At 63.3% G+C, this 25624-nt stretch carries 34 protein-coding genes; 22 read left to right on the plus strand and 12 right to left on the minus strand.

Annotated elements, in window-relative coordinates:
* Positions 1 to 40: 40 nt before the first annotated feature.
* A complete protein-coding gene (locus tag AAHB16_RS22140; RefSeq protein WP_342051967.1) occupies positions 41 to 1396 on the plus strand; it encodes a tyrosine-type recombinase/integrase in 1356 nt (451 codons plus the stop codon).
* Here the strand turns inward: AAHB16_RS22140 and AAHB16_RS22145 are convergent.
* The 9 genes from AAHB16_RS22145 to AAHB16_RS22185 all read right to left on the minus strand — a co-directional run bounded on the left by AAHB16_RS22145 (position 1393) and on the right by AAHB16_RS22185 (position 4888).
* A complete protein-coding gene (locus tag AAHB16_RS22145; RefSeq protein ID WP_342051968.1) occupies positions 1393 to 2127 on the minus strand; it encodes a hypothetical protein in 735 nt (244 codons plus the stop codon). The genes AAHB16_RS22140 and AAHB16_RS22145 overlap by 4 nt on opposite strands.
* Positions 2128 to 2212: 85 nt before the next feature.
* Positions 2213 to 2422: a helix-turn-helix transcriptional regulator gene (locus AAHB16_RS22150; protein ID WP_342051969.1), complete on the minus strand. Its 210-nt coding sequence runs from the start codon at positions 2420 to 2422 to the stop codon at positions 2213 to 2215.
* Entirely contained in the window at positions 2415 to 2816 is a 402-nt protein-coding gene (locus AAHB16_RS22155; protein ID WP_342051970.1) for a hypothetical protein, read from the minus strand. Before AAHB16_RS22155 ends, AAHB16_RS22150 begins: the two co-directional genes overlap by 8 nt.
* Positions 2813 to 3169 carry a hypothetical protein gene (locus AAHB16_RS22160; RefSeq protein ID WP_342051971.1) on the minus strand — a complete coding sequence of 119 codons (357 nt, stop codon included), beginning with the start codon at positions 3167 to 3169 and terminating at the stop codon, positions 2813 to 2815. The genes AAHB16_RS22155 and AAHB16_RS22160 overlap by 4 nt, the downstream gene beginning before the upstream one ends.
* Positions 3162 to 3422 carry a hypothetical protein gene (locus AAHB16_RS22165; RefSeq protein WP_342051972.1) on the minus strand — a complete coding sequence of 87 codons (261 nt, stop codon included), beginning with the start codon at positions 3420 to 3422 and terminating at the stop codon, positions 3162 to 3164. The genes AAHB16_RS22160 and AAHB16_RS22165 overlap by 8 nt, the downstream gene beginning before the upstream one ends.
* Positions 3415 to 3750 (minus strand): hypothetical protein, encoded by a 336-nt coding sequence (locus AAHB16_RS22170; RefSeq protein ID WP_342051973.1) that lies wholly within the window; start codon positions 3748 to 3750, stop codon positions 3415 to 3417. The genes AAHB16_RS22165 and AAHB16_RS22170 overlap by 8 nt, the downstream gene beginning before the upstream one ends.
* Before the next feature lie 12 nt (positions 3751 to 3762).
* Entirely contained in the window at positions 3763 to 3993 is a 231-nt protein-coding gene (locus tag AAHB16_RS22175) for a hypothetical protein (protein WP_342051974.1), read from the minus strand.
* A complete protein-coding gene (locus AAHB16_RS22180; RefSeq protein ID WP_342051975.1) occupies positions 3986 to 4438 on the minus strand; it encodes a hypothetical protein in 453 nt (150 codons plus the stop codon). The genes AAHB16_RS22175 and AAHB16_RS22180 overlap by 8 nt, the downstream gene beginning before the upstream one ends.
* A gap of 258 nt (positions 4439 to 4696) precedes the next feature.
* Entirely contained in the window at positions 4697 to 4888 is a 192-nt protein-coding gene (locus AAHB16_RS22185) for a hypothetical protein (protein WP_342051976.1), read from the minus strand.
* Positions 4889 to 4981: 93 nt separating this feature from the next.
* Here AAHB16_RS22185 and AAHB16_RS22190 point away from each other — a divergent pair, with 93 nt between their 5' ends.
* The gene (locus AAHB16_RS22190) at positions 4982 to 5668 is read left to right on the plus strand and encodes a helix-turn-helix domain-containing protein (RefSeq protein ID WP_342051977.1); all 687 of its coding nucleotides are present in this window, start codon (positions 4982 to 4984) and stop codon (positions 5666 to 5668) included.
* A gap of 42 nt (positions 5669 to 5710) precedes the next feature.
* On the opposite strand, the gene AAHB16_RS22195 is transcribed toward AAHB16_RS22190, so the two are convergent.
* A complete protein-coding gene (locus tag AAHB16_RS22195; RefSeq protein ID WP_342051978.1) occupies positions 5711 to 6136 on the minus strand; it encodes a helix-turn-helix domain-containing protein in 426 nt (141 codons plus the stop codon).
* A gap of 108 nt (positions 6137 to 6244) precedes the next feature.
* Between AAHB16_RS22195 and AAHB16_RS22200 the strand changes: the two genes are divergently transcribed.
* Positions 6245 to 6487: a transcriptional regulator gene (locus AAHB16_RS22200; protein WP_342051979.1), complete on the plus strand. Its 243-nt coding sequence runs from the start codon at positions 6245 to 6247 to the stop codon at positions 6485 to 6487.
* A 23-nt stretch (positions 6488 to 6510) separates the two neighbouring features.
* On the opposite strand, the gene AAHB16_RS22205 is transcribed toward AAHB16_RS22200, so the two are convergent.
* Positions 6511 to 6912, minus strand: coding sequence for a hypothetical protein (locus tag AAHB16_RS22205; RefSeq protein WP_342051980.1), 402 nt, complete (start codon positions 6910 to 6912; stop codon positions 6511 to 6513).
* 207 nt (positions 6913 to 7119) lie between these two features.
* On the opposite strand from AAHB16_RS22205, the gene AAHB16_RS22210 reads away from it, so the two are divergent.
* From AAHB16_RS22210 to AAHB16_RS22225, 4 genes are all read left to right on the plus strand, one after another.
* Positions 7120 to 8223: a conserved phage C-terminal domain-containing protein gene (locus AAHB16_RS22210; protein ID WP_342051981.1), complete on the plus strand. Its 1104-nt coding sequence runs from the start codon at positions 7120 to 7122 to the stop codon at positions 8221 to 8223.
* Positions 8220 to 10028: a toprim domain-containing protein gene (locus AAHB16_RS22215; protein WP_342051982.1), complete on the plus strand. Its 1809-nt coding sequence runs from the start codon at positions 8220 to 8222 to the stop codon at positions 10026 to 10028. Before AAHB16_RS22210 ends, AAHB16_RS22215 begins: the two co-directional genes overlap by 4 nt.
* A complete protein-coding gene (locus AAHB16_RS22220) occupies positions 10025 to 10333 on the plus strand; it encodes a hypothetical protein (RefSeq protein WP_342051983.1) in 309 nt (102 codons plus the stop codon). Before AAHB16_RS22215 ends, AAHB16_RS22220 begins: the two co-directional genes overlap by 4 nt.
* Before the next feature lie 94 nt (positions 10334 to 10427).
* Positions 10428 to 10691, plus strand: a complete 264-nt coding sequence (locus AAHB16_RS22225) for a hypothetical protein (protein ID WP_342051984.1) — start codon at positions 10428 to 10430, stop codon at positions 10689 to 10691.
* Between the two features lie 11 nt (positions 10692 to 10702).
* Here the strand turns inward: AAHB16_RS22225 and AAHB16_RS22230 are convergent, their stop codons facing one another.
* Entirely contained in the window at positions 10703 to 11176 is a 474-nt protein-coding gene (locus tag AAHB16_RS22230) for a hypothetical protein (RefSeq protein ID WP_342051985.1), read from the minus strand.
* Between the two features lie 123 nt (positions 11177 to 11299).
* On the opposite strand from AAHB16_RS22230, the gene AAHB16_RS22235 reads away from it, so the two are divergent.
* From AAHB16_RS22235 to AAHB16_RS22305, 15 genes are all read left to right on the plus strand, one after another.
* On the plus strand, positions 11300 to 11728 hold the full coding sequence (locus tag AAHB16_RS22235) for a hypothetical protein (protein WP_342051986.1): 429 nt from the start codon (positions 11300 to 11302) through the stop codon (positions 11726 to 11728).
* Between the two features lie 2 nt (positions 11729 to 11730).
* On the plus strand, positions 11731 to 11952 hold the full coding sequence (locus AAHB16_RS22240; RefSeq protein ID WP_342051987.1) for a hypothetical protein: 222 nt from the start codon (positions 11731 to 11733) through the stop codon (positions 11950 to 11952).
* Positions 11953 to 11954: 2 nt separating this feature from the next.
* Positions 11955 to 13568: a portal protein gene (locus tag AAHB16_RS22245; protein WP_342051988.1), complete on the plus strand. Its 1614-nt coding sequence runs from the start codon at positions 11955 to 11957 to the stop codon at positions 13566 to 13568.
* Positions 13565 to 13801, plus strand: coding sequence for a Bbp19 family protein (locus tag AAHB16_RS22250; RefSeq protein ID WP_342051989.1), 237 nt, complete (start codon positions 13565 to 13567; stop codon positions 13799 to 13801). Before AAHB16_RS22245 ends, AAHB16_RS22250 begins: the two co-directional genes overlap by 4 nt.
* Positions 13802 to 13803: 2 nt before the next feature.
* The gene (locus tag AAHB16_RS22255; protein WP_342051990.1) at positions 13804 to 14658 is read left to right on the plus strand and encodes a hypothetical protein; all 855 of its coding nucleotides are present in this window, start codon (positions 13804 to 13806) and stop codon (positions 14656 to 14658) included.
* Between the two features lie 248 nt (positions 14659 to 14906).
* The gene (locus AAHB16_RS22260; RefSeq protein ID WP_342051991.1) at positions 14907 to 15770 is read left to right on the plus strand and encodes a phage capsid protein; all 864 of its coding nucleotides are present in this window, start codon (positions 14907 to 14909) and stop codon (positions 15768 to 15770) included.
* A gap of 31 nt (positions 15771 to 15801) precedes the next feature.
* Positions 15802 to 16257 (plus strand): hypothetical protein, encoded by a 456-nt coding sequence (locus tag AAHB16_RS22265; protein ID WP_342051992.1) that lies wholly within the window; start codon positions 15802 to 15804, stop codon positions 16255 to 16257.
* Positions 16258 to 16342: 85 nt separating this feature from the next.
* On the plus strand, positions 16343 to 16915 hold the full coding sequence (locus AAHB16_RS22270) for a hypothetical protein (RefSeq protein ID WP_342051993.1): 573 nt from the start codon (positions 16343 to 16345) through the stop codon (positions 16913 to 16915).
* A gap of 3 nt (positions 16916 to 16918) precedes the next feature.
* Positions 16919 to 19135, plus strand: a complete 2217-nt coding sequence (locus tag AAHB16_RS22275; RefSeq protein ID WP_342051994.1) for a hypothetical protein — start codon at positions 16919 to 16921, stop codon at positions 19133 to 19135.
* Positions 19132 to 19584 carry a GNAT family N-acetyltransferase gene (locus tag AAHB16_RS22280; RefSeq protein ID WP_342051995.1) on the plus strand — a complete coding sequence of 151 codons (453 nt, stop codon included), beginning with the start codon at positions 19132 to 19134 and terminating at the stop codon, positions 19582 to 19584. Before AAHB16_RS22275 ends, AAHB16_RS22280 begins: the two co-directional genes overlap by 4 nt.
* Positions 19577 to 20032 carry a GNAT family N-acetyltransferase gene (locus AAHB16_RS22285; protein ID WP_342051996.1) on the plus strand — a complete coding sequence of 152 codons (456 nt, stop codon included), beginning with the start codon at positions 19577 to 19579 and terminating at the stop codon, positions 20030 to 20032. The genes AAHB16_RS22280 and AAHB16_RS22285 overlap by 8 nt, the downstream gene beginning before the upstream one ends.
* A complete protein-coding gene (locus tag AAHB16_RS22290) occupies positions 20032 to 20478 on the plus strand; it encodes a hypothetical protein (RefSeq protein WP_342051997.1) in 447 nt (148 codons plus the stop codon). Before AAHB16_RS22285 ends, AAHB16_RS22290 begins: the two co-directional genes overlap by 1 nt.
* Position 20479: 1 nt before the next feature.
* On the plus strand, positions 20480 to 20992 hold the full coding sequence (locus AAHB16_RS22295; protein WP_342051998.1) for a hypothetical protein: 513 nt from the start codon (positions 20480 to 20482) through the stop codon (positions 20990 to 20992).
* A complete protein-coding gene (locus AAHB16_RS22300) occupies positions 20944 to 23340 on the plus strand; it encodes a hypothetical protein (protein WP_342051999.1) in 2397 nt (798 codons plus the stop codon). Before AAHB16_RS22295 ends, AAHB16_RS22300 begins: the two co-directional genes overlap by 49 nt.
* Positions 23330 to 25621: a lytic transglycosylase domain-containing protein gene (locus tag AAHB16_RS22305; protein WP_342052000.1), complete on the plus strand. Its 2292-nt coding sequence runs from the start codon at positions 23330 to 23332 to the stop codon at positions 25619 to 25621. The genes AAHB16_RS22300 and AAHB16_RS22305 overlap by 11 nt, the downstream gene beginning before the upstream one ends.
* Positions 25622 to 25624 lie beyond the last annotated feature (3 nt).

A 25624-nucleotide genomic window follows, 5' to 3' on the forward strand; every position in this document is an offset into this window, starting at 1 on the left:
CAAGCGCGAACGCGAGCTTTGTACCCCGAGGACGAGGGCGATGCCACGACTCACCGAGATCCAGCTCAAGAACGAACAGCCTGGAGAGAAAGCCCGCAAGATTTACGACGAGCGCGGGCTCTTCCTGCTCGTCAACCCGGACGGTTCGATGTACTGGCGCGTGCGCTACACGCTCGACGGGAAGGAGAAGCTGACGCAGGTCGGTGTCTATCGGAAGAAGGGCACAGAGCGGGTCACGATGCGGCTCTCCGAGGCGCGCGAGCGGCGGGATGAGTTGCGAGACATGCTGAGTCGCGGTCTGGACCCGGCCGCGCATCGACAGGCGGAGTCAGCCCGACTCAAGCTTGAGGCCGAACAAGCTCGGACCGCGGCCCGGGAAGTCAGAGCGGCACGCCTCGCCGAGGCGCAGGCGAAGAAGATAGCCGCCGGCGACGCGAAGCGTACGTTGGCCGTTGTGGTCGAAGAGTGGATCGAGGCATATCGCTCCGGCTGGTCCGTGCAGCACGCGCACCAGAACTGGCAGTCGTTACGGGATCACGTCCTCCCAATCATCGGAGCGAAGCCGATGCGAACGATTGGGACCGCCGACATCCTCGCCGTCCTTCAGAAAATGCTTGCAGAAGGGAAGGCAGAGACCGCGCGGCGAGTTCGTCAACGCCTAGCCGGCGTCTTCCAGTTCGCAGTCCTGCGCGAGTACATCGACCGTGATCCGGTGCCGCTCGTCGCCAAGGAGTTCACCAAGCTCCGCGCTCAGGCTCTGAAGATTAACCCTACCGAGTCGTTCGCCTGTATAAGCCGGGAGGAACTGCCAGCACTGTTGCGAGTCATGAGCGCGTATCCAGGCATCATTGTCCGCATCGCGCTCAGACTGACCATGCTTACGCTGGCCCGGACAAAGGAAATCCGCGGCGCGACGTGGGCAGAGTTTCATGATCTCGACGGGGAGGCGCCCGTCTGGCGTATTCCCGCGACGCGGATGAAGGCAAATCGCGCGCACGACGTGCCGCTAAGCCGCCAGGCCGTCGAAGCCTTGAAGGAGTTGCGGGGATACACCGGGGATCGCGAGTACCTGTTCCCGCATGAGCGGAAGGGCGACAGGCCGATGAGCGAGAACGCGATGCTCTACGCGCTTTGGTCGATGGGATATCGGGGCCGTATGACAGGCCACGGCTTCCGCGCGCTCGGATCGACCATCCTGAATGAGGCAGGCTACCGTACCGTGGTGATCGAGCGCGCATTGGCGCACGAGATCAGCGATAAGGTCGAGGCGGCTTACAACCGAGCGGAGTACCTCCAAGAGCGAAGGGAGATGCTTCAGAACTATGCCGACATGCTGGACTTGGATGGGCCCCTGTGCATTGGCCCCGGCCAAGTTGCGCCGGCATCTATGGTCTAGTCTGGGCGTGCGGGGTCCGTCGAAGCTTCGGATTTCCACTCGCCCTCATCAATCCGGGCTACCCGCCCCGGCAATGGGTCTAGTTCGAGAACAACGGACTCGGCCCATGTGGTCCATCGGCTCAACGCGCATGCAACTTCTGGGTCTGCCGCCGCAGAGGCTGCGCGCACGGCCGCAAGATATGATCTGATACGCGTTGCCTGGCCCCATCGATCTGCTTCGAGGATGAGCTGCGCGCGTCGCTCTGCCATGACGCGTTCTTCTTCTTTCCGCGCATTCTCTAGCGCTGACGCCTCGGCAACCTTTGCCAATCGAGTTGCCTCGCGTGCTCGCATCTCGCTGAGGGATGCTTCAAACTTCTTGCCCTCGATTACCTCTCGACGAATTGCGCTGCTAAGGCGATTCCATATCTCCCGGATTTGACCTTCCAGTGGCCTGCCTGGCTTGTCCTCAAACCGAGCTGATGCCCAGCCGCCTGTAAAAACCAGTTTTAGCGAGCTAGGTCTCTTTTGTGCGCGCGCATTCACGATGTCCTGCGCCTTGGCAGACGGATCGATTAGACGGGCCCACATTCTGAAGCCGTCGCGCGCGACGTAAGTGCGGTTTCCCTCAATGCAGACGGAAAAGCCTGATGACTCAGCCCCGCGTTGGATGGTTTGCCAAAGCATTGTTGCGCGCTTCACATTGTGTGCGGACATGCGCTGCCATGGGTGCGTGATTTCTGCTGGCATGTAGTCTCCGGTTGCGCTGGTTGGCCGCGTGCCTGAATGAGAAACGGCGGCGCACTGGCCGCCGCTGTGTGCTCAAGGAACGAGGTTACGCTGAATCTCGCGTCGCAGCGATCTGCTGATCGATCCAAGCCTGCACTTCCGATTCCACCCACCTGCTCGAGTAGCCCATCTTAATGGGCGAGGGGAAGGTGCCTGCCTGGATGCGGGTGTAGACGCTGGTGCGGCTGAGGCCCACGCGCTTCAATACATCAGGCAGGCGAATCAGCCGATGCTGCTGTTGAGTCTGCTCAGCCATGTGCGACCTCCGACAGTGCCGCGACATCATCCGCTTCGTCCACGAATTTCCGCAGTTCGTCGTCGCCGCAGTTGGCGTCGGCGAGCGGAAAGATGCCCGCGGCGGCCAACGCCTCTGGCGACACGCGATCGAGGACCTTGCGGAGCCGGTCGATGTCAGAGTGAGCGGCCCGCTGGCGCGCACGCAGCGCGTCGAACGCCGCCTGCAACTCGAACACGTGGCCCTCGACGCCCCACAGCATATTCATCAGCGCTTCGTCATCGTCATGGCCTGCGACGCGTCTGGCGACAACCACCGCGCCGCTCAACTGCAGCAGCGAATTCTCGATAGCGCTCACGATGTCGATCGTGGTCGTTTGCTCCGGGATACGGAGTTCTTTCAGCATCATCATCATGATTTCTTCCCCTCCGTTACGAGTGACAGTGCACGGCCGCGCTGGCTGCGTGACATGGCGATTTCAGATTCAAAGTGCGCGGTGACGGATCGGAGCACGTCCCATGCGCGCTCCGCATCCCGTGCGAAGCAGCCGTAGGAGAGACACTCCCACGTCCCATCGGGCAGCGGCGTGATGACGATCCGGCCGTTTGGCTCCGGGTGGAGACTCCCCGCCGCCTCCACCTCCAGCCGTTGAGCTCGCGCAGCACGCGCGCTCCAGAGGGTCGCGACCGACTTGGGCAGACGCCCGCGGCCGCGCTTTTGCAATACGCGCGCCGCCGCCGCATTCGGCAGGCGAATGATGTCAGCCATGACTTGCCTCCCAGTTGCGGAATGCCGCGAGGTCGTCCGGATGCAGCGTGCCGTTCTCGGCCGCGTGGCGCAGGCCGGTGATGATTCGTGCGCGACCGCAAACCTTGATGCGGTCGAGCCGTGCCAAAGCCTCCTTGACGGACACGGAGACCAGTTCGAGATTGGCGTTGACCAGATCGATCGTCGCGGGTTCAGTCGCGCTTCTGCCGATGCTGTCACCCGTCCACGGGAGTTGCCAACGGTGTTCATCCATGGCTCGCCTCGTAGGTTTCAGCCGCGTCGTTGATGTCATCCAGAAGCTTTTCGACACGAGATTCGATCATGCCTTGGGCTGCTTGGCAGAGCGTCTGCAGCATGAAAAGGTCGGTGCGCGAGATCTGCGGCTTCGGACCTTCGCAGGCATCCATGACGTCTGCATTGACCACCATGCGAAGCACGAGAGATGTCCCGGCTGCGACATCGCGCACGGTATCGAGCAGGTTCAAGAATTCCAGAGAGTGCTTGGGCGGCAGCCCGCCACTGGCCGCCAAATCGAATGCCGCGTCGCTGACGAAACTGTGGGGCTTGGTAAGTTCGTGCATGTTCGGCGTCCCTCAATATCCGAGTACCGCGCGGGCGGCCTGCAGCGTGGCCGCAATGCGCTCGGAGACTTCGACCGGTTTGCCGGCTTTGATCTCGATCGAGTAGACGACGAGCTCGCCAGTCTGAGGATCGAACTGCGTGAGTGCAGGGCGGTCGTGAAGATCGATCCACGCCATGAGCTGGACCACTTCTGGTTGCGCTACGCCTAGACACTCGTTGCGCGTGAGCAGCGTGTTAGTCATGAGCGGCCTCCACGGCGGCGAACAGACCGGTCGGAGCACAGCCCATGCGCTCGACCGCGCGCTCGAGAACCAACGCCATGCGCGGCATGAGTTCGAGGGCCAGCACGTGGAACTGTTCGAAGTCGTGGGCGGCTTCACACTTCTCGCCGGCCCAATTCAGCGAGAACAGCAGGGACGTGACCTGGCCAACGTTGAGCGCGGCCGCGGTGCAGTTGGTCTGCTCCCACGCGCGGTATGCCTGCAGATCCTCGGGATGTAGTTCGCCACGTTCTGCCTGATGGCGGAGGGCGCTGAGGATGCGGTGCCGCTCGTCGGGCTGGATGCGGTTGCTCATGATGAGCATGCTGGCGACCGAGGCACGGACTTGAGTGCCGTCCGCCTCGGCGAAGACGATCTCGATCTTGGTGCCGGCCGGCTGGCCGATGTTGTCGCCGATCCAGCGCATTGCATTTGCACTGTGGCCCATCAGAGAATCTTCGCGAGTGACGCGGATAGCATCTTGCGAGCACTCATTGAGTAAGTGCGTAGCATTTGCTACAGTGTGTCGCGTGGGTGTTCCCACCTGCCTCTGCGAGGTAGTGTCTTTTTGCATGGTTCCGTCCAATGCTTAGAGATTAGGGAAGTGGCGCTGCGAACGCTGATTTCCCGGGAGAGCCGCGTCAGCCCTGCGAAGGCTGGTCGCGGCTTTTTTCTTTTTGGTGGATCAGTTGATGCTGTCTTCTCCACGGCTGATTTGTTGCGGTATCTGATCGCGTTCCTTTCGAAAAGCGGCCTCGAGGTGCAGGCACGCCTCCGCCGACATCGTGCGGAGCTCCCCTTTTGCTCGCCGAGCAAGCCATTCGCGTAGTTCGGGCCGCACTTTGACGGCGATGGTTTCGGTGCGTTTGTCGTCCATATGCCACACTCAGTGTTAATAAAAGTACATTGAAGTCTATTTAGGTTTAGCATATCCACTGCACAAGCACGTGTAAAGCCTTTTTTGACCAAAATGAACGAATCTGAACCTATTGGCTCGCGGATCGTGCGCGCGCGCGCAGCCCAGGGCATGAGTCAAGCTGAATTGGCAACACAGCTTGGTGTCGCCGCGACTCAAGTGGCTCGCTGGGAGAAGGGCAAGGCAACGCCCCGCCCCGAAACTCTGCACAAGATGGCGGCGGCTCTGGACGTCTCTCCGCTGTGGCTGGAGCGGGCCGAGGGCCCGATAAATGGACACGACCCTAACGATCCCGCGAAAAGACATGAACTCGTAGCCGATCTGACGGACGAAGAACTACGCATACTTAGGCGACGGGCTGCCGCGTCGGGGCGAACTCTCACCGAAGAAATGAGCGCAGTGGTGGGGTCGTTTCTGGAGCAGTGGCAGAACGTTTTCGTACCCCCAGGCTGGCTAAAGCTTCAAATTCCGGATGATCTTGAAGGGCGCCTGAAGGCCGCTGCGGAGAAAAATGGCCGCTCCCTGAGCGACGAGATCATTGAGCGGGTCCGGCTTTCGCTCGACGCCGATGATATTGCAAGCGAACCAGATCTCCCCGAGCGGACCTTGCCGCCTGGCGCGAAGATCGATCATGGTGTACAGGTTTGGGCCGAGCGGTTGCTCAAGCCGGGCAATCGACGAGAGCTTGAGACCCTGCTGGCGACCATCAGAGCAATGCTCGCGCATAGCGGTATGCCATAACGCAAGCTGACGCTCAGGACCTGCGTCGGTAAAGCGGCGCGCTTAGCTCGCCGAGCGGCGTGATGCCGTTAGAACCGCAAGAGCCTTCATCTGTGCAATGGCGGTCTCGCGAAGGTCTGCGCGTAGCGAGCGAAAGATCACTAGCATAGCCCTCTCCTCGTCTGAAAGATTCGCTAAGTTATCCTCACGCTCTACCGCTTTGGGCATCGGTATTTTGGTCTGAGCTTTGTCCGCCGCGAGTTGGAATCCGTATGCGTCGACAATTGCCTGTTGTTCCCTGATTCCTAGTACGCGGGCAATTGCTGCCATTTTGGCCATGCGTGGCACAGCGGTCCCCGCCTCCCACTTCTGAACCGCTTGTGGTGTTACGCCCATAGCGCGAGCAAGCTCAGACTGATTCCACCCCTTTGCTTCGCGTGCAGCGGCGATGAGTTTTGAGAGCGTCTGGGTAATCTCTTGTTTGTCCATGCTGTGATTCTACAACTATAGGTTTCAATGTCCATTGAAATTCGCTGTTGCAATTCCCTGCATGTTGTTGTAACTTTCAGTTGTATTGAAACTTTCGCGAGTAATGGAATGACGCCGGAAGAACTCAAAAGGGCTGTCGAGGTCGCGGGCGGCCAGACCGCTGTGGCTAAGAAGATCGGCTGTACGTCACAGGCAGTCTCCAAGTGGTGCAACACCGGCGAGGTCCCTCTGAAGCGCCTGATCGCATTTGAAAAGGCCACCGGCGTTCGCCGTCAGGACCTTTACCCCGACCTATTCAAGACGACCTCACGGCGAAAAGTCGCGGTGTCCGACGAATCGGTTGTTGCCTAGCGGAGCAAGCGATGAGAGCTAAGTCAGGATTCGCCTGCTGGCTTCTCTGGTGCTGTTTCGTCTCGCTGCTGCCCGTCTGGCTGACTGCCCGTGGACGTGCTGTGCAAGAGGTTGTAGGTACTCGTGCTTGCAAGGCCGATCACCCAATAGGTGATCGCGATCAGGTAAGCCTTAGCTCCAAGACCCAACGCATGGTTCAGCTTCGTGAGGCTCACGCCGGGGTCGGCGCCGATTGCGTCCTTAATCAAAGATTCTTCAAAAACGGCGCCGATGAAGAACGCCGTGGCAGCGAGCCAGAGGCGGCCATTGATCCGCTTCAGCGATGGAAGCGCCGCGTCGAATAGCTTGGGGACGGAAACCGCGCAACTGCCCGCGGCGGTGGCGAATGCGAGTGCCAAGGTAATGAATGCTGTCCAGAAATCCATGCGTACCCCTTCCTTGTCAGGAGGCGATGTGAGAGTTGCCGATTCTGTCACGGCTGCGGGTGCGCGCCCATTCCCCTCGAAGGTAGGTGTCTCGTCGATGAAATACGCCCTGAAACACCTACTCGTGCTGGCTTACTGCCGCGGCTGGATTAGCCTGGCCAAGACGCAGCGCATCTTCGATCGCCTCGAACTCGGCAGGTACTGAACATGGCAAAGCAACAGCCGACGGGCGATCGTGCGCCCAAGCCCGAAAAGCGGGCGCGCTACCGGAAAATCGAGGTCCGCATATGGAGCGACGAGAAGTTTCGCGCGCTGAGCCCGCTGCCGCCCTGTGGTCAGGGTCTATGGCTTTTCCTGTTGACCGGCCCGCAGACCGGTCCCATTCCGGGTCTCTTCCGCGCAGGTCGCGCCGCGCTCGCGGACGAGCTGAACTGGACCACGGAAGCCTTCGACGAAGCCTTCGCGGAAGCCTTCCGCTTAGGCTTGGTGAAAGCCGACTGGAAGGCAAAAGTGGTGTGGATTCCGAACGCAATTCGGTGCAATCGACCCGAGTCTCCGAACGTCATCAAGTCGTGGCGCGACGAGTGGGATTTGGTGCCCGAATGCGACCTAAAAAGAGAGGCATACGAAACCCTGAGAGCCAATCTGGACGCGGCTTCGGAGGCTTACGCGAAGGCTTTCGTCGAGTCTTGTCGAAAGCCTTCCCCGAAGCCTTCCGTTAAGCCTTCCCCGAAGCCATCCCCGTTTTCTTCCGACAATCAGGAACAGGAGCAGGAGCAGGAGATAAAAGAAAAACCCTTGTCGGGCAAGCCCGACGATCCCGGGCTTTTTGCCGATGAAGGGGAGCAGGCGGAGGAAGGTGCTGGCACGTCGGTCGGTGACGGCGATGGCGGTGAGCCAGCGGCCATCATCGCGTACCTCAACGATCGCTCGGGGCATGCGTACCGGGCGGTCGAGTCGAACCTCAGGCTTGTCCGTGCAAGGATCGCGGAAGGTGCGACCGCGGATGAGTGTCGGGCCGTGATCGACGCGAAGGTGGCGCAGTGGGCGAATGACCCGAAGATGGCCGATTACCTCCGGCCTGCGACGCTGTTCAACGCGACGAACTACGCGAACTACGCCGGGCAGCTGCCTACGCCTGCGGCGTTGTCTGCAGCCGAGTGGTGGGCCATCGCAGGCTTCGGCAAACGCTGGGAGGCGGAGAACGCTGGCTGCACCGAGGGCAACGCGCACCTGTGGCGACAAGCTCGACCCATTCGCCCGATTCAGGGCGTCTACGTCGAGCCGTGGTCGGAAGGAGAGCCCGCATGAACGCGCAGGAACTCAGCCAGGTCATGGCCGACCGTGCGATCGACATCGCCGAGTACCTGCTGCCGAACGGCAAGAAGGCCGGGCAGGAGTGGAAAGTCGGATCGGTGGCGGGCGAAACTGGAAAGTCGCTGTCGGTGCGGGTGGCTGGTGCCAAGCGCGGGCTTTGGAAGGACTTCTCGAGCGGAGAGGGCGGTGACCTGCTGGACCTGTGGGCAGCATGCCGCGGCCTGTCTACCGCTGAAGCCATGCGCGAGGCGAAGGCGTACATGGGCGTGCGTGACACCATGCCCGAACGGCCTGCGCGGCCGACGTACAAGCGTCCGGAGAAGCCGAAGTGCCATACCGCAACGGCTGGCGGCCTGGAATGGCTGTTGTCGCGCGGACTCACAGCCGAGACAATCGCGGCTTTCAAGATCGCGGAGCAAGAGCGTAACGGCAAGACCTACTGCGTGTTCCCGTACATGCGCGACGGCGAGTTCATCAACGCGAAGCACCGGAACATCGCGGACAAGCACGACATGCGGCAGGAAGCAGGCGCGGAACCGTGCCTGTTCGGTTGGCACCTGATCGAGCCCAAGCAGCGCGTCATTGCGATCTGCGAAGGAGAGATCGACGCGATGACGTTGCACCAGGCCGGTATCCCGGCTCTGTCGGTGAACGCGGGGGCAGGAAATCACCAGTGGATCGACTCCGACTGGGAGCGACTGGAGCGCTTCAGCGAGATCCTGCTGTGCTACGACAACGACGCGGCGGGGCAGAAAGGCGTGCGGGAGGTGGCCAATCGTCTAGGGCTCGAGCGCTGCCGCATCGTGCTGTTCGACGGCTCAAAGGATGCGAACGAGTACCTGCTTGCCGGAGCCGGCGGCGAAGATTTCGAGCATTGCGTGCGCAAGGCGCAACCGTTCGATCCGGAGGAACTGCGCTCGCTCGCGGACTTCTGGGACGGCGTGAAGGCGATGTTCTATCCCGCCCGCGATGCGATCACCAACGCGGTCCTCGCATTCTGCGGCACGCCGCAATACTGGTTCGAGTTCCGGCCCGGCGAGATCACGATATGGACCGGCTACAACGGTCACGGCAAGTCGCTGATGCTGAATCAGGTGCTCATCGGGCTCATGCTGCAGAACGAGCGCGTCTGCGTGTTCTCGGGCGAGATGAAGCCGGAGCAGCAGGGTAAGCGTATGGCGAAGCAACTGGGCGGGGTCGATCGCCCGACGCTCGATTACCTCGATGCCATGGGGGACTGGCTGCGCGATCGCACGTGGATCTTCAACCTGCTCGGCAACGCGTCGATCGATCGTCTGCTCGATGTTTTCGGCTACGGCTACCGCCGCTACGGCATTCGGCACTTCGTGATCGACAGCCTGATGATGACTGACGTTCCGGAGGACGGCGCTGGTGCGCTTTCGGCCCAGAAGGAGGCGATGCGCAAGCTGACGACATTCGCTCGCAGCACGGGCGCGCATCTTCACCTGGTCGCACACCCGCGGAAAGGGCAAGACGAACGGCGCGCTCCCGGAAAGATGGACGTTGCAGGCAGCGGCAACCTGACCAACGGCGCAGACAACGTTTTCTCGGTCTGGTCTGCGCAGAAGCAGGACGGTGAAGAGGCGAACGACGAACCGGATGCCGTACTCGAGTTACACAAGCAGCGCAACGGCGATGTTCAGCACAAGAAGCTCGGGCTTTTCTTCAACCGCGCGACGATGCAGTTCAGCAACTCGCCCTCGCGCCGGCCGTTCGCGCACATCGAATTCAATCGACAACCAGAACCGACTCAAGAAGCCGAATGGAGGACAGCATGAAACTGATGGTGACCGAAAGCATGATCGACGCAGCATTGGACGCCGGAGCCAAACGCGACGTGCTCTCCGCACGCCCGGACCGCGACGCCATCCGGGCGATGCTCCAGGCAGCGCTTGCGTTGGTGACAAAGGGCGACGCGAGTGGCGCATACCCCCTCGAGGTTGTCGGGCCCACGAGGGCCCGATTGCGTGCCAGGTTCGTCCGCATGGGGCAGCAGCGAGGCTACATGGTGGTCGAGACGAATGACGGCCAGACGCTGAATATCCATGCCAACGAAGTGTTCAATCGCGGGGGCGCGCGGTAATGCTCCACGCCCGCGTGCCAACGCTTCGCGTACGCGCGCGCATTTCGCGCGCGAGGGACGACGCGCCGTTGGCCTCAGAGGATTAAGCGACCAAATGGCGAATGCCCCAGCCGATTTCGTCGTCGATTGGAACGCGCTGTTCCTGCAACTGCAGCGCGAGGGCTATAGCACGCCCGACATCGAGCATTTCACTGGCATCCGGCGCTCCACGTTCATGGGATGGAAGAACGGCGGGGCGCAACCGAACCACCCGACAGGCGAACGCATGATCGCCTTCTGGTGCCAGGCGCTTGGGAAGGAGCGGCAGGCTCTCCCCATGCGGCCTGTAGAGATGTCTGCCGCCAAGGTTGGTCGCTGAGATACTGGCGCTCAGGGTTTCGTAAGTGCTTGGAATTGCCGCGTGAGCAATATCTTCGCGATGGTGCGGGCTGGAAGTTGTGGAGACGCATTGGACAGAACAAAGTCCATACTTCCGTCGAATGTTCGATCGTACGTAACCCGGCCGTTTCGATCGAAAGCCATCGCATGTACGAACTCGAGTTCGGTAGTCGCCTGCAGCGTGCGTTTGACCACGAAAATTTCGAGAATTCCCATCACGCCGCGCGGGGTTGAAACATAGCGAAATCGCCCAGCCAAACGGCCGAGAGGCGTCTCGAGAATCAGATCGCCTACCAGCCCACCCATACCGCTCTCCGCGACGCGGACGCGATGCTCTTCGTACTCGTGCGACAGGGTGTTCTTCAGAAAGCTCGCGAGTGCCTCAGCCTGATCCGCTATTTCCTTGCACTCCCACGCCAGATCGGGAGCCTTTGCCTTTTCTTCCTGAGTCAGCGGATTCGCCATTTCCATCTCCTTCGTAGTTGGGTGGAGCGAATCTAGCACGGCTCACCAGGGGCCCAATCTTGTCGGGAAACCGTCATGCGGCGCCAGCGAAACTCCGCGACAACCTCCACAGGAGCTTGACCCATGTCCCGCACCCTCAAAGTCCAGACCCCCGGCGAAGCGCCGAAGCAGCCGGAAACCGATCACGACACGGCAGCCGACCCGAATTCTTCGCTGACGCCGGAGACGCCGCCGGTCATCTTCGATGCCTCCGGCCACGTCGGGGCTCCCGAGATGTCGGCCTACGAGATGGCGCGCAAGATCCGCGAACTGGAAGCGGAGAACCTGAAGCTCAAGGGTGACGCCGAGGTGGAGAAGCAGGTCAAAGCTGACCTCGAAGCGTCGATCGCCGCCGACGAGCGCGCCGACGCCACCATCACCCGGGCCGACCGTGACAAGTACCGCTCCATGAGCGCGGACAAGGTGAATCCGAAGAAGCTGGTCGCCGCGGTGTTGACCAAGGACGGATGGGTCGCGCCCGACCAATCCGGCCAGAAGCCGAAGGTGAGCTAACCATGTGCGGCGGCGGTCCCTCTCTCCCTCCTGCCGAGGACCCGAAGGTCCAGCGCGAGCAGGCTGACGCCGATGCTGCCTCCGCGGCGAACGCCAAGACCGCCGAGTTGCGCCGCGCGCGGCAGCGCTCGTCTCTGCTCGCCGCAGGGGCCGGCGGCGGCAACGGCGGTACCCCGCAGACCAGCAGCGTGATGGCGTACGGCAAAACCCAACTCGGCCAGTGACCATGCAAGGCGATTCCCGCGCGACCGAGCTTCTCCGCCGTCTGACGGCGATGCAGGGTGTCCGCTCCGATCTCGAATCGGTGTGGCTTGATTGCTTCGACCACTGCTTCCCCATGCGCGGGAATGGCTTCTTCGGCAACAAGGACGATGCGACCAGCATGCAGACGAAGCGCGCCAAGTTGCTGGACTCTACGTCCACAGACTCGGGCCGCATCCTCGCTGCCGCCCTGATGTCCGGCGGAACCCCCAGCAACTCGCGGTGGTTCGGTCTCTCCGCTGGCCAGGACACCGACGAGGAAAAACGGTGGTTCGACGAGAACGCCGAGACGATCTGGGAGAACATCCACGCCAGCAACTACGACGCCGTCGGCTATGAGTGCTGCCAAGACATGGTCGGCGCTGGCTGGTTCGTGATGTACATCGACGTGGATCGTGAGAAGGGCGGCTACCTGTTCGAACAGTGGCCGCTGGCCGGCTGCTACATCGCTGCATCGAAGTCCGGCGGTCAGGCCGACACGATCATTCGTCGCTACGAGCAGACCGTCGAGCAGCTCGTGAACGAGTTCGGTCTCGATGGCGTGAGCGATCAGGTGCGCCAGCTTTACGAGGATGAGAAGTTCGACAACAAGATCCAGCTTCTGCATTCGATCTATCCGCGCCGCATCCACGCCGTCGGGGCGCTGCGGGCGAAGAACATGCCGTTCGCCTCGTGCAAGGTCGAGATCGCGAGCAAGCACACGCTGAGCGAATCCGGCTATCACGAGTGCCCGTTCGTGGCGCCGCGCTGGGTGGTGGTTCAGGACACCCCCTATGCGATGGGCCCGATGTACGACGCGCTGCCGGACGTGAAGCAACTCAACCGGCTTGTGTACCTCGAGGACAGCAACGCAGACATCGCCGTGGCTGGCATGTGGATCGCAGAGGACGACGGCGTGCTCAACCCACGCACGGTCAAGATCGGTCCTCGCAAGATCATCGTGGCGAACTCGGTGGACAGCATGAAGCCGCTGGTGTCGGGCGCCAACTTCAACCTGTCCTTCACGAAGAAGGAAGAACTGCAGCGGCAGATCCGCAAGATCATGCTGGCGGACCAACTCCAGCCGCAGGACGGTCCTGCCATGACGGCAACCGAAGTGCATGTGCGCGTTCAGCTCATCCGCCAATTGCTGGGGCCGATCTATGGCCGGCTGCAGGCGGAATGGCTGCAGGGCATGGTGGTGCGCTGCTTCTGGCTGGCTTACCGCGCGGGCATTCTCACGCCGCCTCCGCAGAGCCTGGACAATCGTGAGTTCCGCGTCACGTTCAAGAACCCGCAAGCGCAGGCGCAGAAGCTAGAAGAGGTCACTGCCGTCGAGCAGACGGTCGCCTCCGTTGGGCAGATGGCAACCCTCAAGGGGGACCCGAGCGTCTGGGACAACATCGACACGGATGAGGCGGTGCGCGTCGTAGGTGCAGGGCGCAGCGCACCGGCCCGGATCATCCGGGATCGCGACGCTGTGGCCGCCATGCGCGAACAGCGCGCGCAACAGGTCCAACAGGCGCAGCAGCAAGCCGCACAGCAAGAAATCATGCAGCCCGCCGCCCAGCAGATGGCGAAGAACCTTGCAGCAGCATGAGCCAGATCTCCCCGGACCTCTACAAGCAGATCTTCGAGGATGACCGCCGCGGTGCGGCCATCCTCGAACACCTCACGCAGTTGTTTGCTCGCCCGGCAGTCACGACCGGAGGCGTGGACGCCATTCTGCAGACCTATGTTCGCGACGGCCAGCGGCGCGTACTCGAGCACATCGTCACCCAGATCAACCGCGCCAATGGCGTGAACGATCCAAACGAAGACCTAGGAGAGTAGACATGCTGATTCGACGTTTCCACGTCCTGATGGAAGAAGCCGGTGCCGGCGGTGCTGGCGTGGGCGAGGGCGGCGGAGCTGGCGGTGCGGCAGCCGGTGCCGATGTCCAAGGCGAGCCAAGCAGCCTGCTGGCCGGTGGGGCCGGCGGCCAGACGGCCGAGTTCATTCCCGAGAAGTATCGGGTCATGAAGGAGGACAACACGCTCGACCTCGAGGCGTCGAGCCGCAAGCTGGCAGACGCCTATACCGCGGCGGAGAAGCGCATCGGTGGCGGTGACATCCCGCCCAAGTCGGCTGAGGAATACACCGTCACGGTGCCCGACGCGTTCAAGGACGCGTTCGACCCGAAGGCCGATGAGGGCTTCAAGGCGTTCTCCGGGAAGATGCACGCGCTCGGTCTGACGCAGAAGCAGATGGACGGCGTGATGGAGCAGTATTTCACGATGGCGCCGCAACTGGTCGCCGGTGCCGCGATTCTCGATGCCGGCACCGTGAAGGCGGACCTGACGCAGGAGTGGGCTGCGAAGGGCGGCTTCGATCATCAGATCCGACTGTCGTTCCAAGGCGCCGCGGCGCTTGCGCAGAAGGCGGGCATGAACATCGACGAGATCATGCAGCCCAGTCGCCTGGGCAACAACAAGGACTTCCTGAAGCTCATGGCCGCGATCGGCCCCGAGTTCGCCGAGGACACCAGCGCGGGCGGTGAGTCGATGGGAGGCGCAAGCACCGAAGCGCAGATCAACGAACTGATGCTCGGCGAGGCCTACAAGAATCCGCGGCACCCGGATCACGAGAAGGTCAGCAAGATCGTGAGCGCGTGGTTCGTGAAGAAGCACGGCACGCAGGCCGTCGCATAGCAACCGATTCATCCAGCAGCCGAGGGGGCCCGCGAAAGCGGGCCTTTTCCATTCTGTCGGGAAACCGACACCCCCACAGCGCGAGCATCGCGGTCATCAACTGGCCCGCGGTGGCGCGCGGACACCCAGCAAATGCCCTCCCTGCTGCGACGTGAGCCGGTCGCGAAGGGGGAAGGTAGGACGGGCCCGGAGTCTCCGGACACCCCGAAAGGCGACATCGACATCCTCACCTTTTGGAGAACTGGACCATGTCCAACACCATCACCACAGCCTTCGTCATCCAGTGGGATACGACGATCCGCCAGCAGGCGCAGCAGATGGAATCGCGCCTGTTCAGCACCGTGACGGACCGCGGCAACATCACGGGCGAGTCGTTCACGGTGAACCGCCTCGCGCCCATCGAAGACACCCCCGAGAACACGGTCCGACACGGCGACACCGAATGGTCGGAAGCACCTCACAGCGCGCGCGTTGCGCTGATGCGCGACTTCTACCAGGCGCTGCCGGTGGACCGCAACGACGAGCCGAAGCTGCTCGCCAATCCGCTCAACGGCTCGTATATGACGTCGCTGATCGCCGCCCGCAACCGCCGTCAGGACCGCGTCATCTTCTCGGCGCTGCTCGGCAACGCGCAGGCGAAGGATGGCTCGCTGATCGCGCTGCCGTCGCAGCAGAAGATCGTGGCCGGCGGCACTGGCTTCACGAAGGCGAAGCTGCTGACGACCCGCAAGATCTTCCGCCGCAACGAGGCCGACAAGCACAACGGCGAGCAGCTCTTCATCGCTTACAACGACGAGATGCTCGAGGACATCCTGTCCGACACCACGCTGACGTCCGCCGACTTCTTGGCGGTTCAGATGCTGCAGGACGGTGACGTCTCGAAGAACTGGATGGGCTTCACGTGGGTTCCCTACCAAGGGATTCTCAACACGGCGGGTACGTACTCCACTGCCGCGTGGGCGAAGTCCGCAGTGCATATCGGCACCGGATACGTCGAGGGCAAGGCCAGCCGCCGCCCGGACAAGAAGGATCTGATGCAGGTGTCGATGGCCGCTTCCTATGGCGCCGGTCGCGCCGAAGAAGAGAAGGTCGTCCAGATCGACTTCGTCTAAGCCAGCAACCGCCATTCGATAGGAGCCAACCATGGCAGAAGTCAACACCACCCAGGCGGCGAAGCTCGCTGCGAACCAGAAGCTGCTGCCGAACGAACAGGCCGGCCGCAAGCGCATCCTCGCCTCGAAGATGCCCGCAACCTATGCGTCGCCGCAGATCGCCGACACGATCTTCATCGGCCGCATTCCGCCGAACTCGCGTCTGACGCTGGACAGCCAGGTCAGTTGCGCGGCCGGCACCGCGTCCTCGACGGTCAGCATCGGTATCCGCTCCACGCGCACGCAGACCGTGATCAGCGCCACCGGCATTGCCTCCGGCGTGGACGTCGCGGCGGCGGGCCAGAAGCTGGCCAACAACGGGGCGTTGATTGCCAACGGTGCGGAGTACGTGACGGCCGAGTGGGTCGATGTCTACGCAACCGTGGCCGGTGCCGCCATTGCCGCCAACCAGGCACTGAAGTTCGAGGTCGGCTACGTGACCGACTGATACCGGGCAGCGCTTGTCCTCCGCCCGCGCGAGCGGGGTTTCCAACCCGGGGCCGCGTGCCCCGGTTTTTTGTTGAGGCGCTCATATGGCAACCGCAGTCTCTATCTGCTCGAACGCGCTCCTGATGCTAGGCGCGAAACCCATCAACGCACTGGACGAGAAGACGGAGCACGCGCGGCTGTGCAGCAACCTGTATCAGTCGGTGCGTGACGACCTGCTCCGTGCCCATCCATGGAACTGCGCCACGAAGCGCGACATCCTCGCCCCGCTGGTGGATGCGCCGAAGTTCGATTTCGGATACCAGTTCGAACTGCCTGGCGACTGGCTACGGACGCTGCAGGTCGGCGAGAAGCGGCAACCACTGTCCTACCGCTCCGAAGGCAGGTGCATCCTTGCGAGCGTGACGGTGCTCCCCATCGTCTACATCTTCCGCAACGACGTCGAGCAGTCGTGGTCCACCAACCTCGTGGAACTCGCCGAACTGCAGATGGCGGCGAAGATGGCCTACGCGGTTACGAAGAGCAGCTCGATCCGTGACAGCTTCCGCGATGAGTTCGTGCGGGCGTTCAAGGTCGCCAAGGCCGTGGACGGCCAGGACGATCCCCCCGAAGAATTCGCCGAGGGCTCGCTGCTCGAGTCGCGGTTCACCACGAGGTAGGCCATGCCGCGCGTCACGCTCGATCAAACGAACTTTACGGCTGGCGAGATCTCACCCAAGGTCTACGGCCGCGTGGACGTCTCGCGCTACCAAAACGGGGCGGAATCGATGGAGAACTGCATCGTGAACATCCACGGCGGGGGGGAGAGGCGTGAGGGCACGCTGTTCGTCGCCCCGACAAAGGACTCGAAGAAGCGGAGTCGGCTGGTTCCTTTCGTGTTCTCGCGCGATCAGGCCTACATGCTCGAGTTCGGCGATTTCTACATCCGCTTCTACATCGCGAGCGGCGGGCAGATCCTGATTGGCGCGGTGCCTTATGAGATAGCCTCGCCGTACAGCGAGGCAGTGGTGCAGGAGATCGACTTTACGCAGGGCTCCGACACGATGCTCATCTTCCACGAGGACGTTTTCATTCATTCCCTGCGTCGCCTCGCATCGGACAGTTGGACGCTGCAGCCTGCGCCATTCACGGTCATCCCGTTCGATGAGACCGGCCATCGATTCGGCACGGCACTCACTCTCAGCGCCACCACGGTGGGCGCGGGACGCACGGCCACCGTGCCGTTGGGTGTGTTTCTCGCGCCTGACATTGGCCGTCGGATTACCGCGCAGGGATCTGGCCTCGCCGTGATCACCGCGGTCACGAATGCCAATACCGTCACGATCGACATCCTCGAGGCGTTCGGCTCCACTTCGGTACAGGCCGGCACGTGGCTGCTGGAGGACTCACCGCAGAGCGCCTTGACGCCGTCCGCCGATACGCCAGTCGGTGCCGTGATCACCCTCAACTTCGGATCCGGCATCAATGGATGGCGATCCGAAGACGTTGGGAAGTTCGTCGATATCAATGGCGGTCTGGTGCAGATCACCGCCTTCACCAACGCCAATTCGGTGAGCGGAGTGATTAAGAAGGAGTTGACTGCGACTGTCGCCGCACCGGCCAATGCATGGGTGCTGAACGGCCCAGTGTGGAACGCGAGTGACGGCTATCCGCGCACCGGCGCGTTCTATGAGCAGCGGCTGACGGCGGCCGGCTCGCCGCGCTACCCACAGACCGTGTGGGGCAGCCGCACAGCGATCTACTTCGACTTCACGCAGGGCACGGATGATGATGAGGGCTTCAGCTTCACGCTGCCTTCTACGGGCGAGATCAATCCGATCAATCGCATGACATCGTCCACCGTGCTGATCCCCCTGACGAACGGCGGTGAGTTCACTCTGTATGGCGGCGTCGAAAAGCCGCTGACACCGACCAACCCTCAGATGAAACAGCGCTCTGCGTTCGGATCTAACGACGTGAAGCCTGCCAAGATCGGAACCGAGATGCTCTTCGTGCAGCGCGCCGGCCGCAAGGTGCGCGCGGTGTCTTACGACCCGGACACGTATAGCTACAAGGCGCCGGACCTGACGGTGCTTGCCGAGCACATCACGCAGTCGGGTATCAAGGAGATGGCCTACCAGCAGGAGCCGCGGTCGGTCCTCTGGTGCGTACGCAACGATGGCCGTATGGCGACGTTGACGCTGGACCGCGACGAGGGCGTTACCGCCTGGACGCCCCAGCGCACCGACGGCGACTTCGAGTCGATCGCGTCGATTCCCAACGCAACTGGCAACGAGGTGTGGGCCATCGTTCGTCGCACGGTCAACAGCGAGACGAAGCGCTATGTCGAGCGATTCGACGCAACCTGCTTCACGGATTGCGCGGTCAAGGGGGCGAATCAGGTCGGCTCCGCGACGTGGGGCGGTCTCGGGTATTTGGAGGGCAAGACGGTAGACGTGAAGGCGGACGGCGTCTATCAGGGCGAGTTCGTCGTGAATGATGGCCAGGTCACGATCGAACGGAATGCCTTCGAAGTCGAGATCGGCATCAACTTCGAGAGCCGAATCAAGCTGCTGCGCCCCGAGATTCAGACGGGCGAAGGCAGCGCACAGGGCAATCAGATGAGCACCAGCGAAGTCACCCCGCTGTTCCTCAACACCACAGGTTGCAAGGTCGATACCGGGGACGCCGACCCGGACTACAAGGAAATCGAGATCCCGTTCCGGCATCTGCTGGAGAACGAGCCCGTGCTCGACCAGCCGCCAGAGAACCTGAGCGGGTTCGAGACGCTGGGCACACTCGGATGGCAGCGCGGTGACTCGCCGCTGACGCTCATACAGGACCAGCCGTATCCGTTCCATGTCCTAGCCATCGTGCGCAAGTTCACGGTGAACTCATGAGCATCCGCACTGCAACCCTCGCCGATGTTCCGCGCATCGTCGAGCTCGGCACGCAGATGCATGCCGAGTCGGCGCGGTGGTCTCGCATCCCTTTCGACCCGGCCCGTGCGTCGGAAAGCATGATCAGGCTGATTCACGGCACCGGCGTCGTCTTCCTCTACGAGCGCGATGGCATGGTCGTCGGTGGCATCGCTGGCGTGCTGGACAAGCACTGGGCGTGCGATGCGACGATCGCACAGGAGGTCGCGCTCTTCATCGACAGCGAGTACCGCGGTGGCATGGCAGCGGGCCGGCTGATCTGCGCGCTGGTGTCGTGGGGACAGCGCAAAGGCGCGGCGTGGCTGCATGCGGGCACATCAACCGGCCTCGAGCCCGAAATGGTCGCTGCGCTGTATGAGCGGCTGGGGTTCGTGCGTTGTTCCATCGGACTGGAGTTCCACTATGAGTGAGGTGACCATCGGCCGCGAGTCGCTGGCCCAGATCGTGGCATCCCCCGAGCTGCCCGCGCTGTTGGCCGAGTACGAAGCCGAGTCGGCGAAGAGCGGCATCGGGCCAGCTTGCCCCGACATCGCGACCTACCGCGCGATGGAGGCCGGCGGCCTGCTACATCCACTCGCCGCGCGATTCGATGGTCACCTGATCGGCTTCATGTTCCTGCTGACCACCGTGCTGCCGCACTTCAGTCGGCTCGTGGGTGTCAGCGAATCCCTGTTCGTGGCGGCCGATCACCGAAGTACCGGCGCCGGTCTGCGGTTGATCCGCGCTGGGGAGGACCTTGCCCGCGCGGCCGGCGCGCCTGTCCTGTTGTTGAGTGCACCTGTCGGCGGCGTGCTTGAGCGTGTCGTGCCTGGCATCGGCTACCGGGAGGGCAGCCGCGTTTTCTACAAGGAACTGTGATGACCCTTGCCCTGCAACCCATGCAACCGGACGCTATCGCACGAGTAGCCGAACTCGAGCGCCTGATGCTTGCCCAGCCGCAGACGCAGATCGACACGCTCCACGTGCTGCATGCCGGACTGTATGCCCGCACGATCGCTATGCCCGCAAAAACGGTGCTGACCGGGGCGCTGGTGAAGGTACCCACCATGCTGATCGTGGCCGGCAACGTGCTCGTCTCGCGCGGTAACGAGGAAGCGCTGCACATCGTGGGCGTGTCGGTGGTGCCTGCGGCGGCGGGGCGGAAGACCGCTTTCCGGGCGTATGAGGACACGATCATCACCATGGTCTTCCCCACCAGCGCGCAGACGGTCGCCGAAGCCGAAGCCGAGTTCACCGACGATTTCGAGCGCCTGATGTCGCGTGCGGATCCAGAACGAAACACCACCATCATCACGGGAGAGTGACATGTCCGGAGGGATTTCAGCCACCACTGCAGCCACAATCGCGCTCGCTGCCGGCTCCGCGCTTGCCGCTGGCGCGTCAATTTACGGCGGCATCCAGCAAAAGGAGCAGGCCGAGGCGCGGGCCGAACTCGATCGCCGCCAGGCCGCACAGGATCAGGATGCTGCCGTCGCCCAGGCCGAGAAGATCCGCAAAGCTGCGCGCCAGCAGCAGGCCGAAGCCACCGCCACGCTTGCGGCGTCCGGGGTGTCGGTAGGCACAGGGACCCCTGTCCGGATCAGCCAGGAGATCTACAAGACGTCCGAGCAGGATGCATATCAGACTATTCTCAGTGGGAACCGAGCGGCGGCGGCCAGCAACGCGCAGGCTGGGTTGATGGATGCCAGTGGTAACGCAGCGCTGACGGGCGGCATTCTCAGCGGTACGGGGTCACTGCTGTCCGGCGCCGCCTCCGCGTACAAGGCAGGGTGGACGAAGAAGACACCCACCGCCGGCTCGACGGGGGCAATCTCGTGAAGATCAATCTCGGCAACTTTGGAAACGCGGTAGCACGCCCCTCGCCGAGCATCAACGTGCCGGACACCGGCGGCGCCATCGCGCAGGGGGCTGCTCGGCTTGGCGCCGCGGTTCAGGACCTCGGGGTTCAGATGCAGGCGAATACCGAGGCGCAGCGCCGTGCTGACGCCGCGCTGTCCCTGGCGCAGTTCGATAACGACGCCCGGGACGCGCACGACGAGATCACGCGGCAGGTCGATAGCGGACAGATCAAGGCGTCTGACGCGATCAGCGCGCTGCGTACCCGCGTGGGCGAGTTGCAGAGCCAGCGATTCGATGGGATGGACGCCGACACTCGCAAGGTGATCGAGCCCAACCTCGTGCGCACGACCGGCTCACTCGAGCGAAATCTGCAGGGGGTCGTCGTGAAGCGCCAGCAGAGCGAGATCGGCGCCAGCATCGAGGGCCTCGGCGAGCAGTTCCAGCGCAATGCCCAGCGCGATCTGCCTGGCGCAATTGCCAACTATCACGGCGCGGTGGACGCGCTCGGCCCGCAGGCTGGGTGGACCCCGGAGCAGATCGCTCAGAAGAAGCAGGCGTTCACCGAGTCGGCCACCTACAACTTCGCGAACGCCACGCTGGAAGGCGCCGCGCAAACCGGCAACATCGAACTCGTGCGTGCTGCCCGCGCGAAGATCGAAGGCGCGGACGGCGAGCCGATCGACCCGGCAAAGCGGACAGCGCTCATCACCAAGGCGTACGGCTTCGAGAACGGCATCGAGGCGGCGGGCGTACGGGCACAGGAGAAGGCCAAGCGCGAGGCCGAGGCGCGCGAGGAAAAGGCGAAGGACGCGGTCAACGCCGCCACCGACATCGTGCTGCGCGGTAAGTACCTCGACATGGATACGATCAACGGGCTGGCCGACACCACCGCAGGCACCCCCTATGCCGCGCAGGCCCAGCAGCTCGTGCAGAACCAGGGCGAGTCCGCTCGCTTCGCCACCATGCCGTCCGTCCAGCGCAAAGCGTTGCTCGAGCAGGAGAACGCTGCCGCGGTGACGCAGGGGCAGGGAACCAGCCCTGCACGGCAGAAGCAACTCGACCACCTCGCGCGCATCGACGCAAATATTGACAGTGCGGTCAAGGACAACGCGTGGCAGGCGGCGCAGGAGAGCGGGGTCATCACCCGCGCTCCGACCGTCAACATCGGCAACGTGCAAGATGCCCAGCAAATCATCGTCAACCGCATGCAACAGATCGGGCAGGTCGAGCAATGGACCGGCAAGAAGGAGAGCCCACTGCAGCCGGATGAGGCGCGTACGGTCGGCAAGGTGATTCAATCGCTTCCGCCGGATCAGGCGGCAACTGCGCTTGGCGCCTTCGGCTCGGCGATCAAAGATGCTGACCGTGTGGCGGCGTTAGCCAAGCAGATGGGCACCGAGAACTCTGCCATCACCAACGCCATGGCGTACGCCAACGCGCAGACCAGCACAGGACGCTATACCGCCGAACTCGTGCTGCGCGGGCAAGCTGCGCTGAAGGATGGCACGGCGAAGGTGGACAGCGCCAAGGAGACGGGTTGGAAGGCTGAACTTGCGAAGCGAATCAACGGCCTGTCGCTCAATCAGGACACGACGCGGGCGTGGAAGGATTCGGCCTACTTGATCCTCGCTGGGCTCGTGGCCGAAGGCAAGTCGCCGGACATCGACCAGGCGGTGAATCTGGCGACTGGTGGCGTGCGTGAGCAGCGCGACGGAACGAAGATCCCGCGCCCATATGGAATGAGCGACGACACCTTCACGCAACGCATGGCTGGCATTACGCCGGCCGACCTCGCGCAGCAGGCGCCGGATGGCAGAGTCTTCAGTGGCAAGACCGAAATTCCGATCGACCAGTTCATCCAGCAACTGCCCAACGCGTCTCTGGTGCACGCCGGGCAGGGGCGGTACAACATCCGCGCGGGACAGGGCTCCATCACCAACAGCGCCGGCCAGCGCATCACCATCGACCTGAACCCGTCGCGACCGACCGCGGCGCCGCCGAACGGCGCGCAGGGCATGCCAGACAAATTCACGGCCGTGTCCAGCCCCGATGGGCTGACGCAACGAGGCAACCTTGACCTGACGGCCCGACCCCGTGTGAAGAATAAGGATGGCTCGGTGAGCACCGTCCGCTCAGTGTCCGTGACCTTTGACGACGGCACGTATCTGCTGCCCACAGTCGTCGGCAACAAGGTTGTGACCAACGAACAGGCGATCGCGCATTTCAAGAAGACCGGCGAGCACCTCGGACGCTTCAGCACCGCTGCACAGGCCGATGCGTACGCCGAGCAACTGCACCAGCAGCAGGAGCGTATGTATGCTCGATAGCATGTACCAGGACTCGATCGATCAGACTCTGGACGATCGGCAGCAGCGCCCGGTAGCGCCGCCGCGGCCTCAGTCGGGATTCTCACTCTGGCCGACGATCACGGCAGTGCCACGTGGCATCGCTGTGGGCGGCACCGACGCAGGCGGGTTCGTGGCCGATGTGGTCGGCGCATTCGGTGCGGCCGGTGCCTACGGTTCGCAGGCCGATCCCACGCTGCTGCTGTCCCCGGAAGAAATGGAGCAGCGCCGCCGCGACGCAGACAAGGCGCGTAAGCAGCTCGATACCGGCGAGGCCTTCAGCAACCCGGTGGGCACCGGCATCCGGGCATCGTCTCGGTCGCTGCTGCCCGACCCGGCCACGTCCGGCGCAGTCGAGAACGTCCTGTTTGGCGGCGCCCGCGCCATCACCAAGGCGGTCGGTTATGGGCTGGCCGCCGGCCCCGTCCCCGGCGCAGTCCTGTTCGGCGCCGATGAAGCACTGTCTGAGGCCGAGCGGTTGAAAGAGCAGGGCGTGGACATCGAGACGAGGACAAAGGTGGGCGCGGTAGTAGGTGCTGCGTCCACGATCGGCGCGGCGCTTCCGGTGGCAGGCTCGACGATCGGCCGCACCACCGCGCTCGTCGTGGCCGGCGGCCCGGCCAGCTATATCGCCCAGCAGGCGGCGTCGCGCGAGATCCTGAAGAACGCCGACTACACGAAGATCTCGGACCAGTACGACCCGTTCGACCCGGTTGGGCTGGCAGTCTCAGTGCTTGCGCCCGCCGCATTCGGCGCGCTACACACGCGCGGCCAGCGCAATGCCCCGCCGGCTACGCCCGGCGCTGACCCGATCGCCTCACGCGCGCTGGTGGAAATGGGCGCCAGCGAGCGCCAGGCGCTGCGCTATGACGATCCCCGACTGGACGCCTACGCAGTCACGGCGGCACAGCGTGCCGGCGTACCGCCAGAGGTGCTGCTTGCGGCAAAGAATGCTGGCGAGCGGTCGAAAAGCAGCGCCGCCACGTCGCCAGTCGGTGCTAAGGGGATCATGCAGTTCATGGACCCCACATGGGGCCAGTACGGCAAGGGTCGCGACGTGCGCGATCCGGTGGCCAGCATCGACGCGGCGGCCGACTTCTTCGCCGACCTCGGCAAGCAGTACGACGGGGATTGGCGAGCGGCCATGGCGCACTACAACGGCGGCGGCCGTGTGGCCGAGGCGGTTCGCGCCGGCAAGGCGCCGCCTTCCGCCGAGACGCGCGCCTACCTTGAGCGCACCGACCGTTTCATAGCTGAGCACGGCGGGGAGACGGCAGGCCGCGCCGCTGCCGGCGATCCTGACGCTGTCGCCGCCGCACGCACGCAACTGATCCGCGACACCGTCGATTCGTGGAACCTGAAAGACCCGACCGACATCGCGGCCGCGCAGGACCATCTCACTGCTATCGTCCGCGCATCCGATCAGCTCGGCTCCGGAACTCGCGTCGATGTCAGCGACACGATCCAGTGGGACACATTACAGAGCACCCGCATGCTGGACGACATGATCGGCAGGCTGGAGTCCGCGCGCGCCGACCTGCTGCCCGACGCTGGCCAGGCGGCCGAGCCCGGCGCCATCCGCCAACTCAGGACGGAATTCGACCAGTTGCGCCGTTCCGTGCCGGACAACAGCGAGGAAGCGGTCCGTGCTCGAGCGAAGGAAATCCAAGGTGATGAGGCCGGGAGGGTCAGCTACAAGCAGGCACAGGCCGCGGCGCGCAAGGAGATCAACGCCGCGCTCGCCGAGCATCAAGGCCGCCTCGACGCGCTCGAGCGACAAATCGAGACGAACCGAAGCGCCGAGCAATCACGACAGGCGCTCGACCAGATTGACCAGCAAATCTCCGGGGTGCGCCAGCAGCGTGCCGCACTGGATGCGCCGCCGAGCCCGGTCAAGCAAACGGCGTTGGCTGCCAAACAGGTAGCGCGCGAGACGCCTGCCAAGGCGCCGTCCGAGCGCGCCGGCGACGGCATCCCGCCGCTGAATGAAACGCCCGGCGGCAATGCTGAGACGCAATCACCACTCGCCGCGACAAAACCTACGGAAGCTGCGACGGGTGCACGGTCCGCTGCCGCATCGATCGAGGCGCAGGCGGACGAGATCGCTAGGCTGTCGCCCGACATGATGGTGCAACTGGAAGGGATGGATGCGCCGGTGCGGCTAGCCGATGCGCTGGAAGCCGTGCGGGCGGAAGCCGCGCGGGATGCTGCTGACGCGCCGCTGCTGCGAGTCGCCGCCGAATGTTCGCTGATGAATCTGTGAGGT

The sequence above is a fragment of the Cupriavidus sp. OTU4054 genome (assembly GCF_038440175.1).
GTDB lineage: Bacteria > Pseudomonadota > Gammaproteobacteria > Burkholderiales > Burkholderiaceae > Cupriavidus > Cupriavidus pauculus_D.

What these genes read in the sequence shown, in the direction of transcription:
- AAHB16_RS22140 (WP_342051967.1), top strand. Translation starts at nt 41, where the DNA reads ATGCCACGACTCACCGAGATCCAGCTCAAGAACGAACAGCCTGGAGAG.
- AAHB16_RS22145 (WP_342051968.1), bottom strand. Translation starts at nt 2,127, where the DNA reads ATGCCAGCAGAAATCACGCACCCATGGCAGCGCATGTCCGCACACAAT.
- AAHB16_RS22150 (WP_342051969.1), bottom strand. Translation starts at nt 2,422, where the DNA reads ATGGCTGAGCAGACTCAACAGCAGCATCGGCTGATTCGCCTGCCTGAT.
- AAHB16_RS22155 (WP_342051970.1), bottom strand. Translation starts at nt 2,816, where the DNA reads ATGATGATGATGCTGAAAGAACTCCGTATCCCGGAGCAAACGACCACG.
- AAHB16_RS22160 (WP_342051971.1), bottom strand. Translation starts at nt 3,169, where the DNA reads ATGGCTGACATCATTCGCCTGCCGAATGCGGCGGCGGCGCGCGTATTG.
- AAHB16_RS22165 (WP_342051972.1), bottom strand. Translation starts at nt 3,422, where the DNA reads ATGGATGAACACCGTTGGCAACTCCCGTGGACGGGTGACAGCATCGGC.
- AAHB16_RS22170 (WP_342051973.1), bottom strand. Translation starts at nt 3,750, where the DNA reads ATGCACGAACTTACCAAGCCCCACAGTTTCGTCAGCGACGCGGCATTC.
- AAHB16_RS22175 (WP_342051974.1), bottom strand. Translation starts at nt 3,993, where the DNA reads ATGACTAACACGCTGCTCACGCGCAACGAGTGTCTAGGCGTAGCGCAA.
- AAHB16_RS22180 (WP_342051975.1), bottom strand. Translation starts at nt 4,438, where the DNA reads ATGCGCTGGATCGGCGACAACATCGGCCAGCCGGCCGGCACCAAGATC.
- AAHB16_RS22185 (WP_342051976.1), bottom strand. Translation starts at nt 4,888, where the DNA reads ATGGACGACAAACGCACCGAAACCATCGCCGTCAAAGTGCGGCCCGAA.
- AAHB16_RS22190 (WP_342051977.1), top strand. Translation starts at nt 4,982, where the DNA reads ATGAACGAATCTGAACCTATTGGCTCGCGGATCGTGCGCGCGCGCGCA.
- AAHB16_RS22195 (WP_342051978.1), bottom strand. Translation starts at nt 6,136, where the DNA reads ATGGACAAACAAGAGATTACCCAGACGCTCTCAAAACTCATCGCCGCT.
- AAHB16_RS22200 (WP_342051979.1), top strand. Translation starts at nt 6,245, where the DNA reads ATGACGCCGGAAGAACTCAAAAGGGCTGTCGAGGTCGCGGGCGGCCAG.
- AAHB16_RS22205 (WP_342051980.1), bottom strand. Translation starts at nt 6,912, where the DNA reads ATGGATTTCTGGACAGCATTCATTACCTTGGCACTCGCATTCGCCACC.
- AAHB16_RS22210 (WP_342051981.1), top strand. Translation starts at nt 7,120, where the DNA reads ATGGCAAAGCAACAGCCGACGGGCGATCGTGCGCCCAAGCCCGAAAAG.
- AAHB16_RS22215 (WP_342051982.1), top strand. Translation starts at nt 8,220, where the DNA reads ATGAACGCGCAGGAACTCAGCCAGGTCATGGCCGACCGTGCGATCGAC.
- AAHB16_RS22220 (WP_342051983.1), top strand. Translation starts at nt 10,025, where the DNA reads ATGAAACTGATGGTGACCGAAAGCATGATCGACGCAGCATTGGACGCC.
- AAHB16_RS22225 (WP_342051984.1), top strand. Translation starts at nt 10,428, where the DNA reads ATGGCGAATGCCCCAGCCGATTTCGTCGTCGATTGGAACGCGCTGTTC.
- AAHB16_RS22230 (WP_342051985.1), bottom strand. Translation starts at nt 11,176, where the DNA reads ATGGCGAATCCGCTGACTCAGGAAGAAAAGGCAAAGGCTCCCGATCTG.
- AAHB16_RS22235 (WP_342051986.1), top strand. Translation starts at nt 11,300, where the DNA reads ATGTCCCGCACCCTCAAAGTCCAGACCCCCGGCGAAGCGCCGAAGCAG.
- AAHB16_RS22240 (WP_342051987.1), top strand. Translation starts at nt 11,731, where the DNA reads ATGTGCGGCGGCGGTCCCTCTCTCCCTCCTGCCGAGGACCCGAAGGTC.
- AAHB16_RS22245 (WP_342051988.1), top strand. Translation starts at nt 11,955, where the DNA reads ATGCAAGGCGATTCCCGCGCGACCGAGCTTCTCCGCCGTCTGACGGCG.
- AAHB16_RS22250 (WP_342051989.1), top strand. Translation starts at nt 13,565, where the DNA reads ATGAGCCAGATCTCCCCGGACCTCTACAAGCAGATCTTCGAGGATGAC.
- AAHB16_RS22255 (WP_342051990.1), top strand. Translation starts at nt 13,804, where the DNA reads ATGCTGATTCGACGTTTCCACGTCCTGATGGAAGAAGCCGGTGCCGGC.
- AAHB16_RS22260 (WP_342051991.1), top strand. Translation starts at nt 14,907, where the DNA reads ATGTCCAACACCATCACCACAGCCTTCGTCATCCAGTGGGATACGACG.
- AAHB16_RS22265 (WP_342051992.1), top strand. Translation starts at nt 15,802, where the DNA reads ATGGCAGAAGTCAACACCACCCAGGCGGCGAAGCTCGCTGCGAACCAG.
- AAHB16_RS22270 (WP_342051993.1), top strand. Translation starts at nt 16,343, where the DNA reads ATGGCAACCGCAGTCTCTATCTGCTCGAACGCGCTCCTGATGCTAGGC.
- AAHB16_RS22275 (WP_342051994.1), top strand. Translation starts at nt 16,919, where the DNA reads ATGCCGCGCGTCACGCTCGATCAAACGAACTTTACGGCTGGCGAGATC.
- AAHB16_RS22280 (WP_342051995.1), top strand. Translation starts at nt 19,132, where the DNA reads ATGAGCATCCGCACTGCAACCCTCGCCGATGTTCCGCGCATCGTCGAG.
- AAHB16_RS22285 (WP_342051996.1), top strand. Translation starts at nt 19,577, where the DNA reads ATGAGTGAGGTGACCATCGGCCGCGAGTCGCTGGCCCAGATCGTGGCA.
- AAHB16_RS22290 (WP_342051997.1), top strand. Translation starts at nt 20,032, where the DNA reads ATGACCCTTGCCCTGCAACCCATGCAACCGGACGCTATCGCACGAGTA.
- AAHB16_RS22295 (WP_342051998.1), top strand. Translation starts at nt 20,480, where the DNA reads ATGTCCGGAGGGATTTCAGCCACCACTGCAGCCACAATCGCGCTCGCT.
- AAHB16_RS22305 (WP_342052000.1), top strand. Translation starts at nt 23,330, where the DNA reads ATGCTCGATAGCATGTACCAGGACTCGATCGATCAGACTCTGGACGAT.